Genomic DNA, 12,165 nt, shown 5'->3' with positions numbered 1-12,165 from the left:
CCGAAAATCCGGATTTTATACCAAAAGCGTTTAATTGCAGTGTTAAAGCCGTGCAAAAACCATACGGCTTTTGTGTAGTCTCAGGCGAAAATCCGGATAATTTATATGCGGTATATGGATGTGCATGTGCAGCTCGGCCCCTCCATACTGACAGCAAGAGACCTCGCACCACCGGTGTAAAACCCCTCGGCCCGCACAGCATTGGAACTCAACATGGCACGACCTCGCAAGCCGCCACACACACGTCGCACACGTTGGGACGCTCTCTACGCATCTACCAGCGAGCGCGCAGAGATCACCGCAGCGGCCCAAAAGGCAGATCGCTCCGTCAGCCGCTATCTCATCACGCTCCATGAAACGCGCACTGCCCGCCCCGCATCGCGCGACACCTCCGAGCTGACATTCGCCTATTTGCGCGCCCGCCAGCAGCTGTCCGTCCTCAGCGAAGAAATCCGTAAAACCCACCCGGAGGCGACGGATATTCTCAACCGCCTCACCTCAATAGAGCGCCACTTCCTGCGTGAGGCAGCCCCCTGGGCCCTCGCCAACGATCAAGACCCGCCATGCTGATCACATTCGGAAAGCATTCCACCGATCCAACCGGTGATGGCGCCCAGGATGCCGTCTCCTACATGTGCGCCCCAGAGGTCACCAAACAGGGCCACGGCGCCGCACAAAAGGTCCCCCGCTCCCCTGCCCCGGAAATCCTCCTCGGCGAGCCCGCAATGGCCCGCGCCGCCATCCGCATCGCCCCGGGCAAACACAAGTATCGCTTTGCTGTCCTGTCATTCGCCCCCGAAGACATCAGCACCGAGCGCTTCAACGCAGGCGATCCCGTGACCCGCAAACAGGTCTCCGAGCTGATCGAGACCTGCCTTGATCTGGCCTTTGCCGGCGTCCCCAAGCCAGATCGTCCCCCGGTACTGATCACAACCCACACCCACCTCGGCCGGATGGAGCTCAATGTCCTCCTCCCACGCTGGGTCGTCCGCCCCGATGGCAAGCGCCGGAGCTTCAACCCGGACCCCCCGGGCCGGAACAACCGCGCAGGCTGGCAAGCCTTCGAGGATGTCGTCAATGACCGCTTCGGCTGGGCGGACCCCCGTGACCCGTTCCGCCAGCAGCTGGTCCGGCACCCCGATTGGTATCTCAAGCGCCAGCGCAACGCCGAGCGCTTTGGAGATACAAGCAAGCGCGACATACGCCAGCAGCTCACCGCAAAGCTGCTCCGCTGCTACGAGCTTGGCCTCATACGCGGTCGCAAGGATGTCTTTGACGCTGTGAGGGTCGGCAGCACACATTTTGGCATGCGCATCCTGAGCCACACGGACAGACACATCACCATCGGCCCTCCCGATGCCCCTGCCCCGGCGCGCATCCGCCTCACCGGCGCATTGTTCTCTGCCCAAGGCCTAAGCGCCGCCCTCTCTGCCGAGAAGGCCCGCCAGTTGCGCGACAAACGCTGGCAAGAGATCAAACACGCCCCACAGCGCCTCGCTCAAGCCTGGGCTCGGCGCGCAAAGTTCAACCTAAGCCGATACGGCCTCGGCCTCTGGCCAGACCCCGCACCCCTCACACCACAGCGTCAGGTCCAAATGCTCTCGCAACTGGATCCGAAGCCGATACCTCACGACGCGCACGACGAAACCACGCACCCGCAGCGGGCCCACCAAAAAACAGCGCCTGAAAAACAGACCACAGACCCAAACACAGCCACGATCCCACAGGATCCATTGAGCCTGCAGGACGGTCCGGCGCCTTAAACGCGGCCTTGCCCAGACGATCAGTCCGCACCAAACAAGTCACGCGTGAACACTTTGTCCGCCACATCCCGGATCTCGTCAGTCAGACGGTTGGCGAACAGGCAACAGACATCCGAAATGCTGCGAAAAGGTTGCCACTGATCTGACATCATTCTATTAAATACCTCCTACCTTCGAACCCAGATGGGATGTCAAAGAGCAGGCAAATCTCGATGAAGACCATCTCCAAGCTGTTTGATATCGAAGCGAAAATTCCAACCTACATACCATCAGGGGTACATATCAATCATGGTCCCTTCCTAACATGGCTCGTCAGAACATCGCACCCTAAGTGCGTTGTCACATTGAATGATCACACAGGCTACGCACACTTTGCGATATGCGAAACTGTCCGAGACTGCAGTCTGCCCACCGAATGCTATCTGTTCCGCAGCACATCAGAGATCCCAGAGGGCGACGAGCCCTCCGAGGATTTTTTGGCTGAACACGGTAAGTACGTCGGAACCAGTCATGTAGATACCTATTCTCATGAAGCACCTTGGGAGGGCTTCGAGGACGGCAGTATTGATGTTCTTTATATTTCGGGCACTCCCTATAAGAGTAATCACTCATTCCAATTCTCGAACTGGGAGCGAAAACTTTCAGGATCTGCCGTAGTTGTATTTCACGATTGTACAAAATCCCAAAGCCAATATAGTGCAATATTGAGGGGCGCTGCAGCTAGATATATACACATCAATACAAAATCCTATAACGGTCTAAGCGTTTCCTTTCAGGGAAGCAATTCTCCCGAGAAACTACGCCTCCTCCAAAAGCACCTTTCAAATAGCATATTTGCTGAAGTTATATTATCCCTTTTTCAAAGCTGGGGATCCCAAACTGAAAGTGCAGGGCTTCTACATAAAAAGGATGCGAAGAACAACCTTCTGCTGAAGGACAATCTTCGAATTAGAAGAAAGATTTCAGAAACTGACGAATCTTTAAAGTTCCGCCGAGAGGATTTTGATGATCTGAAACGTGAAAATTATGCATTGCGCGTGGACTTGGCCAACGAAAGACTGCACCCAACAAAGTCCTTGGTCAACAAGTACATGTCTATTATTCTCTTCTTTCTGTCGGGACAGAAAGCACTTTTTGGGAAAAAGCGTCTCGAAAAATTTAAGATCTCCGCAAAGAAAAGAAACCCCAATAGGTCTCTTTACGGTCTAAGCTCGGTTCCGAAAAAACTTGAGAAACCAGCGAAAATAAACAACGAGAAAGGGCGGCCTTCAAGTGACCCTCTTACGGGAGGGGCAAGTTCTGCTTACAGGGAGCTGACCATTGATCCACCTATTATTACCAATAAGACAAAACTTTCCTTCTGTATAAAAGTTGATGTCTCTTTTGAAATCAGAATTGATTCAGAGGAAGGCCGCATAGCAGATGCCTTGTCTACATCGTTAAAAAAGCTAGGCCATACTGTTCGTATAGATTTCGACGACCAGAGATATCTTACGGAAGACTCCGAGTATGATGCGATTATCGTTCTTCGCGGATTGAGCGGATACACACCAAACGCCGACACCCTGTCCATTATGTGGAACATCACCCACCCCGAGCAGGTATCATATGAGGAGTATGCGCTCTTTGACATACCATTGGTCGCATCCCGATCCTACGCGGCACTGCTCTCGTTTATCTTGGAGCGCCCGATTTTTCCCCTCCTTCACTGTGTAGAGTCGTCGAAGATTTCAGGCCGCGACGAATTGGACTATGAAGAAGGTGGGAATCATGCGCACCAAGGATTTTCTGAAAGGACAACGGCAGACGCTTTTGATCAACCGGACGAGAACGGGCGCATTGTTCAGGTAGATCATACTTTGGCGATGAAAGACTTTGGTTTCATTGCCAAAGCCGCGTTTGACACGATTGGGTGCGGCAAAGTCCTTGCAACAGACCAGCTTCCCGCTTTGGACGCGTTGCTCGGATCTGACAACTATTATGCAAAAGGTCAAACTCCCCTTTCGGTAAGAAACTGGACCGAGGGCCGCGCAGCAAGCCTGCATAGAGCAATGGCATCTTACATTGATGACAACCATTCCTTCACGGCCAGAGCAGAAGAAATTTCAGGCATGGTCAAAGGCGTTTTGCGCGGGCTCTCTCCGGCGATCACTGTGCAGCCCAATTTTGGCGCGGCGACACCACGTCGCCGTGTCGGCGTATTGCTACAACGCGGCTCGGCGTGGTGGACCACCTCTGCCTATATCCGACTCATTGCTCCATTGACCACAGATTACGCTTACGAGACTGCCGGCATTGATCTTGTAGCATTGGATGGCGTTGATGACCCTCGGTTGAACAGCTGCGATATTTGTATCGTACAACGCATCGCGGTTGCACAGGTCGAGGATGCGGAGCGCCTAATCAAAAACCTTCAAGACCAGAATACTCCGCTCTACGTAGATAACGATGATGCTTTTGGTTTACATGACGCGCGCCGCAAAGCAGACCAGAGCCTAAAGCTTTTGATGTCGGCTGCCAAAGAGGTCTGGTTTTCAACACCCACACTTGCCAAGGTGTACGTCGACGTTGCTGCCGGAAAATCCCGTGTTCGCAAAAACAATCTGGACCCCAGATTTTGGCGTAACTACGGCAAAGAACCACGTACAAAGTTTACCAAAACAGGTCCGATCCGTTTTGTGTACATGGGCAGTGCGACGCATCATGAAGACCTTGCAAGCGTTATGCCGGCCTTTCAGCGCCTCGCTCAGGATTATCCCGGACAATTCGAGCTTACGCTTGTCGGCATTACATCAGATCCACCCGAAGTGGACTGGCTAAAGATCCTGAATCCCCGTAAAAATCAGGGCGGATACCCTGCATTTGTACGCTTTATCACCCGTGACAGAGGCTTTGATGTAGGTATTGCGCCTTTGGTCCCGACGCAATTCAATGCGGCCAAATCAGACATCAAGTTTTTGGATTACAGCGCCATGGGGTTGCTGTCCGTCGTGGCAGATAATCCAGCCTACCGCGATTGCATTGACGCAGGTCTGGCCATTGGCTGTGCCAGCGATGAACAGGCATGGTACGACACCCTAAGCCAGATCATCGAAAATCGTTTCGCCTTTGCAGAAATGCGCACTCGGGCACATCGAGATCTTTGGCAAAATCGTAGCACACTGACGGACCCAGATCCTCTGGCGGATCTATTGAAGTAGTATTGCTTTCCGGGCCCAAGGAGCGACCTGTGAATTCACACGGATGCCCGGAACAAGGCCTGAAACGGTCCGCAGTCCTGCATCAGCTGGTCGGCCCGGTCAAAGCCCGCCACCTGACCGTCTGACAGCACCAGCACGCGGTCGACATAGGGCAAGGTCGACGCGCGGTGGGTGACAAAGAGCAGCGTGGCGTCTTCCAACTCGGACACCAGTGCCTCCATCACCGCGCGTTCATTGGCACCGTCCAGCGCGCTGGTGACCTCGTCAAAGATGTAGACCTTGGCGCGTTTCGCGACGCCACGCGCGATGCTGAGACGTTGGCGCTGACCGCCGGAGAGATTGCTGCCATTGGGGCCAACGGGGCTGTCCAACCCGTCCGGCAGACGTGCGATGAGCCCATCAAGCTGGGCAATACGGGCCGCACGTTCCAGATCCTCACGGGACGCACCGGGGTGGCCGTGGGCGATGTTTTCGGCCAGTGTGCCGTCAAACAGGAACACGTCCTGCGAAATCAAGGCCACCACGTCATGCAGCCCTTCGCGCGACAGCTCGCGCAGGTCGATCCCGCCGAGGGTCACCTGCCCCTCTCGCGGGTCATAAAACCGCTGCAGAATATCGATCAGCGTGGATTTCCCCGCCCCCGATTTTCCGACCACGGCGATGCGCTCCCCTGCGCCAATCGACAGGCTGACGTTGCGCAAGGCGGGTGCATCTTGGCCATAGCTGAACGACACCTGATCGAGAGTAACCTTCGGCGCAGCATCTCCCAAGGTCTTGGTCCCATATGGCTTTTCCCGTGGGATGCGATCCAGTTGCCCATACATCTGCCGCGCAAACATAAGGCTTTTCTGCAGTTCCACCCAAACGCCGGAAAGCCGCTCGGCGGGCTTATACGCCATCAAAAACGCTGTAAGAAACGCCGTGAATTCGCCTGCAGTACTGTCTGTTTCCGCGATTTGCCACGAGGCAAAAACCACAAAACCGCCAATCACCAGCCCGCCAAGAAATTCGATGATCGGAAGCGTCGCCGCGGTCACTTTGGCGAACTGCAGCGCACGCTCCTCCATGGCTTCCATCGCCGTGTTGAACCGGGCCACGGATTTGGTTTCAAGCTGATAGCTTTTGACCGTCTTGATCCCGCGCAGGACCTCGGAACCGACGCTGAAAAACATTGCGGCCAGACCGGCGTCCGTTGTGGCCAGATTCCGCATACGCTGAGACAGGTTCGAGATCAACCACAGAATTGGCGGCACACAGATGCAGGAAAACAAGGTCAGCAAAGGATCTTGCAGCAGCATCACCATGAACAACGAAACGAGTATGAGAATTTCCACAGTCATACGATTGCAGACGTCGACCACCACCTTGCCCGCGGACTGGCCCAACATCTGCACCATAACCATTTGCGTGGCAGGGTGCTGATTGCCAAAAAACCCAAGTTCCTGGCGCAGCGTCGTGGCAAAAAGCTGCTTTTGATAAGTGACCGAAACCGAACGCTGTAGCACTACACGCAACACTTCGGTGATATACTGAAAGAAGCTTTTGCCAATCGCGACACCAACGATGATCAATGCCACCCGCAAGGCAGCTCCCTGCTGATCGGCGCCAAAAACGTCGTCGACCACAAGTTTGGTGGAGTTGGCCAGCGCCCCTGTAAACGTCGATACACCCACGATAGACAGCAGGGTCAGTGCGATGGTCTTCCAGTGGACGGGCAGAACGGCACGGAGAAGCCGAACACCGATGCGCACGGCCTCTTTGGTGGATACAGGCGCCTCGGCAGCAGGGTCTAGCGGCTGCTCACTCATCTGTCTTATCCTGCTTGAAGTCGTCAAATAGGCTCAGGAATGCGGGGTTGTCCTGCGCCAGCGCAGCCGGCGTATCATTGGCCACAAGCTGCCCCTCGGACATGATCATAACCCGCTCCACATAGGCCAGGGTCGAAGGCCTGTGGGTGACGAAGATCAAGGTCGCGCCTTCCAGGGCTGCGATGACGGACTCCATGATGGCCCGCTCGTTTTCAGGGTCGAGCGCGCTGGTCACCTCGTCAAAGATGTAGATGCTGGCCTGTTTCGCAAGGCCGCGTGCAATGGCCAGCCGCTGCCGCTGGCCGCCGGACAGCGCCTGCCCGTTCGGTCCAACAGGGCTGTCCAACCCTTTGGGCAGCGCAGCGATGACATCGCCAAGACAGGCCCGCTCGGCCGCCCGTTCGATGTCCTCACGGGTGGCATCGGGATTGCCATCTGCGATGTTCTCCGCAATCGTCCCGTCAAACAGGAACACATCCTGCGAGATAAAGGCGATTGAACGGTGCAACGCCTCATGACTGATCTCGCGGATGTCGGTGCCATCAAGGGCAACGGTTCCCTCCTGCGCATCATAGAACCGTTGCAGGATGTCGATCAGCGTGGTTTTGCCCGCGCCCGAGGACCCGACCACGGCCACACGTTCGCCCGGCGCAATCACCGTACTGACCCCCGTCAAAGCCGCCGCATCCGCCCCATAGCGAAACGACACCCCATCCAGCGTGATCTCTGGCGTGTGGCTGGTCGGCAGGTCGGTGGTGCCATAGCGCATGGTGATTGGCTCACGGTCCAGCACATCATACATCTTGGTCACCAGCACCATCTGCTTTTGCAAATCGACCCAGATTTTGGACAGGCGTTCCGCCGGTTGGTACGCCATGAGAAACGCAGTGATGAACGCTGCGAATTCACCGGGGGTCCGACCGCCTTCGCCCGTTTGCCAAGCCCCGTAGATCACGAACAACCCAATGACCAATCCGCCGAGCAGCTCCATCATTGGCACGGTTGTGGCACTGATCCGTGCGACCTGCAGCGTGCGTTTTTCCATGTCATCAACGGCACTGTTGAACCGAGCGATAGACGCCTCTTCCAACTGGAAACTCTTGACCGTTTTAATCCCGTCGAACACCTCTGCCCCAACTTCGACATACCGACCTGACAGGCGCAGCTCACGTTTGGTCGCGCGCCGGATTTTCTTGGACAGGTTCGACACCAGCCAAAAAATTAGCGGAAAGATCAGGCCGCACAGAAGCGTCATTCCGGGGTCTTGCATCGCCATGACGCCCAGCAGCGCAATCAACGTCAGCGCCTCGACCACCGCTTGATTGCAGACGCCCATGACCGTGCGCCCCGACGACCGCCCGATCTGCATGAGCACAGACATTTGCCGCGGCGGATGCTCTCGCGCCAGATAGGCCACGTCTTGGTCCAGAATGTGCTCGAACAGGCGCTTTTGGTAGGTGATTGCGATGGATCGGTTGAAAACAGCCGCGATCAAGGAAGCGCCATATGTCATTAGACTCTTCGCTGCAGAGATCCCGATGACCAATGCCGCCACCCGCCATGCCGCGCCGGGAGTGCTGTTCACAAAGACGCCGTTCACGATGGCCTCGGTCGAGTTGGCCAGCGCGCCGGTGAAGAAAGCCACACCAACCATGCACACGATTGATACCGCATACACTTTCCACCGAGGTGGCAAGGCTTCACGGATCACCCGCCAACCGTTGGAAAGGGCTTCCTTCGAAGAAACTTCCCTGTCATCCAGCATTGCCTGGCTTGAACTCCATGTTCCCCATTGAATGGGTCTTAATCAGGTTCCGACCTAAATCGCAACCTTGCGGACACAGCTCGGCGCTCGTTTGCTTAAAACAGTGGATGAACCAAAACCGAAATTTACAAGATGTCCCCGCCAGCATAAACACAACGTTATAAACCGCTTAGGCGCGAAGGTTCATCGTCGCCAGTGCGTGTACAGTGAGGCAGTATTGAATGACGTTCCTACAGATCCCTGAAAGCCAGCCAGAGGTAATTGATATTGAAACCGCGTGGCTCCGCCATGGGCCCTTTGGGATGTGGATTGTACGTGCCTGTGAACCACGCAAAATTGTCGAACTCGGGACCCATAACGGCTATTCGTATTTCAGCTTTTGCCAAGCGGTCGTAGAGGGCAATTTGTCAACCGAATGCATCGCGGTCGACACGTGGGAAGGCGATGAACACGCCGGGTATTATGACGACTCTGTTTTTCGCAATGTTACCCAGCTAAACCAAAAATATCGCAGTTTCAGCACTTTGAAACGCATGAGCTTTGATGAAGCGTTAAGTGATATTGAAGACGGCAGCGTCGATCTCTTGCACGTGGACGGGCGCCACTTTTACGACGATGTCAAAGAAGACTTCGAAAGCTGGATCCCTAAATTATCCGACCGCGCGATTGTCTTGTTCCACGACACCGAAGTGTACGAGCGCAACTTTGGCGTGCATAAATACTGGCAAGAGATCTCCGAAACCCGCCCCTCTTTGAGTTTCCTTCACCAACATGGTTTGGGTGTGTTGTTTTGGGGTGAAAACATACCATCGGGGTTAATACCCTTGGTCTCGAACCTAAAAAATCCAGACTTCACAGACATCATACGCAATTACTTCTCCACACGCGGAGACGGCGTTGCGACTAAAATAGAAGCGCGGAAATCAGCGGCGAACCTGAAATCACTGCAAGACCACCTGCAGGCCGTTTCTGACGAACTATCTGCCAAAAGCCGGCAGTATGAGCAAAGTGAAGCTAACGTCGCGTTTCTTCAGAAAACACTGCGCAAAGAGCGGCGGACACCTTTTCGACAACTCAAGCGAAAGTATGCCCATAAAATTTTGCGCTCACTCGCAGAATCGAGCTTACCCGTGTCCCAGCGTACCCGCACAAAGTGGAAAAAATCTGCAGAAAAGCGAAACCCAAAGCGCAACGACCTGTTGGCAAACAAACAGAGCCCCGCGCTCATTCTACAACATTCTTATCAGGATCTTCTAGAATCTTGGCGCCAACAACGTCTTAATGATGCAACCGTCATATCGGGATTGCAGAAGGCTCTGGCAGACGGCCCGCTCATTTCTGTTGTGGTTCCAGTTTATAATCCAGATCCTAACTTGATGCTTGAAATGATCGAGTCCGTTCGGTCTCAAAGCTATAAGAACTGGGAGCTATGCATTGCCGACGATTGCTCAAGTGACCCGGAAGTCCGCCGGGTTCTTTCCGAAGTCTCGCAGACAGATTCTCGCGTCAAAGTGTGTTTCCGCGAAACCAATGGTCACATCTCTATTGCAACCAACAACGCCATAGACATGGCGCAAGGTGCATGGATCGCCTTTGCAGACCACGATGACCTTTTGGACCCAGACGCGCTGCTTCTGGTGGCCAAGGCCATATCAGAAGATGAAAATTTGAAAATCGTTTATACCGACGAGGATAAAATTGACGAAAATGGGGTCCGCTTCAGCCCCCATTTCAAGCCCGATTTTAACCGCGATCTGCTTTATAGTTTGAACTATATATCCCATCTCGGGGTGTATGATGCCCAACTGGTTAAAACCGCCGGGGCCCTACGCGAAGGTTTTGAAGGCGCTCAGGATTATGACTTGTTGCTCCGCTGCATCGAGAGAATAGACAGCAACCAGATCCATCACATCCCCAAGGTCCTCTACACTTGGCGGGCCACACTAGGTAGCACCGCTGCATCACGTACCGCCAAACCCTACGCAATCGAAGCCGGTCGTCTTGCACTCGAAGAACATCTAAATCGTATGCATGCCTCAGACCTGTCTGCGGAGGCCACAGAAACCCCATTCATTTACAAAAGTTCTTGGCCATTGATTGGATCGCCACTGGTCTCGATCATTATACCGACACGTGACCACCTTCCCGTACTGCGGGTCGCAGTGGAAACAATCATTGAAAAGACACAATACGATAACTTTGAAATTATCATCGTCGACAACGGGTCCACTGAAAAGACGACCCTAGAGTGGTTTAAAGGTATTCAAACGCGTGACAGGCGGGTGCGTGTCATCCGAGACGACAGACCGTTTAATTACTCTGCCCTGAACAACGCAGCAGTTGCGCAATGTCGCGGTGACATCATTGCGCTTGTGAATAATGATATCGAGGTTCTGGATGGAAGCTGGCTGACCGAAATGGTTTCATTGGCCCAACGGCCCGACACCGGATGCGTAGGAGCAAAACTGCTATATCCAGACGGTCGCATTCAACATGCCGGAGTCGTCATTGGCATGGGCGGGGTTGCCGGTCACACCCACCACCTGTTTCCACGTGATCACTATGGCTATTTCGGCAGGCTCATCGTCCGTCAAGATTACACGGCCGTTACAGCAGCGTGTCTAGTTGTCCGCCGCGACGTTTTCAAGGAAGTCGGCGGCCTTAACGAGACCGATCTTGCAGTGGCATTCAACGACGTCGATCTTTGTCTCAAAGTACATACCGCAGGCTACAGAAATGTTTGGACCCCTTTCGCTACGCTGATCCACCATGAATCCATCAGCAGAGGATACGAAGACACTCCAGAAAAGAAGGTAAGGTTCGCGAAAGAAGCTGAATATATGAAAAATACGTGGGGAACGCAAAGCTTCGCTGATCCATCTTACAATCCGAACCTCACGCTTGACCGAGCAGATTTTTCGACAAAGCTGATAATCTAAACAATAATACTAAAATGAGCCGATATTAGCAACTGTATCTCTCAGGCCGTTGCGGCGGTCCATTTCTGACGGCTCTTGCACAGGGCGTTTGCGATAGTGACCAGCTCTCTGGCGACGGCGGTGATGATGACCTAGTGCGGTTTTCCGGCCTTGCGGAGGCGATCCGCGAAAGATTTCAGGCTAGAGTTGTGATGCGCCGGTAATCCCCCCATTTTTGCGGGGGCTTGGTCGTAGAATTTACGCGGCCATTTTCAGTTTCTGGGCGGGGGTCATGCCGCCAATGCCCATATTGGGGCGTTCATTGTTGTAGGACCAGAGCCACTCGGTGGCAATCTGCTGCACCTCGTCGATGGTTTCGAAGATATGGAGGTCCAGCCATTCGTGCCGGACCGTCCTGTTGTAGCGTTCGACATAGGCGTTTTGCTGCGGCTTTCCGGGCTGGATGTGCGCCAGGGCGATGCCCTTGTGTTCGGCCCATTCCATGAGCGTACCGCTGATGTATTCCGGACCATTGTCGACCCTGATCGTCTTCGGTGCGCCACGCCATTCGATGATCTGGTTCAGGGCCCGGACGACCCACTCGGCGGGCAGCGAGAAGTCGATCTCGATGCCCAAGCCCTCCCGGTTGAAGTCGTCCAGGACGTTCAGCAGCCGGAACTGGCGCCCATCTCCGAGGCGATCCGCCATGAA

Annotated in this window: 7 protein-coding genes; 4 read left to right on the top strand and 3 right to left on the bottom strand. The window is 54.5% G+C overall.

What is annotated here, in order from left to right; translation table 11 throughout:
* The first annotated feature begins 213 nt into the window (after positions 1-213).
* The 3 genes from ACN5AZ_RS18220 to ACN5AZ_RS18210 all read left to right on the top strand — a co-directional run bounded on the left by ACN5AZ_RS18220 (position 214) and on the right by ACN5AZ_RS18210 (position 4,963).
* Entirely contained in the window at positions 214-570 is a 357-nt protein-coding gene (locus tag ACN5AZ_RS18220) for a hypothetical protein (RefSeq protein WP_419430329.1), read from the top strand.
* Positions 564-1,763 (top strand): hypothetical protein, encoded by a 1,200-nt coding sequence (locus tag ACN5AZ_RS18215; RefSeq protein WP_419430328.1) that lies wholly within the window; start codon positions 564-566, stop codon positions 1,761-1,763. Before ACN5AZ_RS18220 ends, ACN5AZ_RS18215 begins: the two co-directional genes overlap by 7 nt.
* Positions 1,764-1,975: 212 nt before the next feature.
* Entirely contained in the window at positions 1,976-4,963 is a 2,988-nt protein-coding gene (locus ACN5AZ_RS18210; RefSeq protein WP_419430327.1) for a hypothetical protein, read from the top strand.
* 35 nt (positions 4,964-4,998) lie between these two features.
* Here the strand turns inward: ACN5AZ_RS18210 and ACN5AZ_RS18205 are convergent, their stop codons facing one another.
* Entirely contained in the window at positions 4,999-6,771 is a 1,773-nt protein-coding gene (locus tag ACN5AZ_RS18205) for an ABC transporter ATP-binding protein (RefSeq protein WP_419430326.1), read from the bottom strand.
* Positions 6,764-8,425 carry an ABC transporter ATP-binding protein gene (locus ACN5AZ_RS18200; RefSeq protein WP_419430330.1) on the bottom strand — a complete coding sequence of 554 codons (1,662 nt, stop codon included), beginning with the start codon at positions 8,423-8,425 and terminating at the stop codon, positions 6,764-6,766. Before ACN5AZ_RS18200 ends, ACN5AZ_RS18205 begins: the two co-directional genes overlap by 8 nt.
* Positions 8,426-8,757: 332 nt before the next feature.
* Here ACN5AZ_RS18200 and ACN5AZ_RS18195 point away from each other — a divergent pair, with 332 nt between their 5' ends.
* On the top strand, positions 8,758-11,475 hold the full coding sequence (locus ACN5AZ_RS18195) for a glycosyltransferase (protein WP_419430325.1): 2,718 nt from the start codon (positions 8,758-8,760) through the stop codon (positions 11,473-11,475).
* A 237-nt stretch (positions 11,476-11,712) separates the two neighbouring features.
* Here the strand turns inward: ACN5AZ_RS18195 and ACN5AZ_RS18190 are convergent.
* A partial coding sequence (locus tag ACN5AZ_RS18190) for an integrase core domain-containing protein (protein WP_419430324.1) occupies positions 11,713-12,165 on the bottom strand: 453 nt, incomplete at its 5' end.

The organism is Sagittula sp. SSi028, assembly GCF_048553715.1.
Classification (GTDB): Bacteria; Pseudomonadota; Alphaproteobacteria; order Rhodobacterales; family Rhodobacteraceae; genus Sagittula.
The sequence above is the reverse complement of the archived record's forward strand: the minus strand, read 5'-3'. Positions and strand labels throughout refer to the sequence as shown.

What these genes read in the sequence shown, in the direction of transcription:
- ACN5AZ_RS18220 (WP_419430329.1), top strand. Translation starts at nt 214, where the DNA reads ATGGCACGACCTCGCAAGCCGCCACACACACGTCGCACACGTTGGGAC.
- ACN5AZ_RS18215 (WP_419430328.1), top strand. Translation starts at nt 564, where the DNA reads ATGCTGATCACATTCGGAAAGCATTCCACCGATCCAACCGGTGATGGC.
- ACN5AZ_RS18210 (WP_419430327.1), top strand. Translation starts at nt 1,976, where the DNA reads ATGAAGACCATCTCCAAGCTGTTTGATATCGAAGCGAAAATTCCAACC.
- ACN5AZ_RS18205 (WP_419430326.1), bottom strand. Translation starts at nt 6,771, where the DNA reads ATGAGTGAGCAGCCGCTAGACCCTGCTGCCGAGGCGCCTGTATCCACC.
- ACN5AZ_RS18200 (WP_419430330.1), bottom strand. Translation starts at nt 8,425, where the DNA reads ATGGTTGGTGTGGCTTTCTTCACCGGCGCGCTGGCCAACTCGACCGAG.
- ACN5AZ_RS18195 (WP_419430325.1), top strand. Translation starts at nt 8,758, where the DNA reads ATGACGTTCCTACAGATCCCTGAAAGCCAGCCAGAGGTAATTGATATT.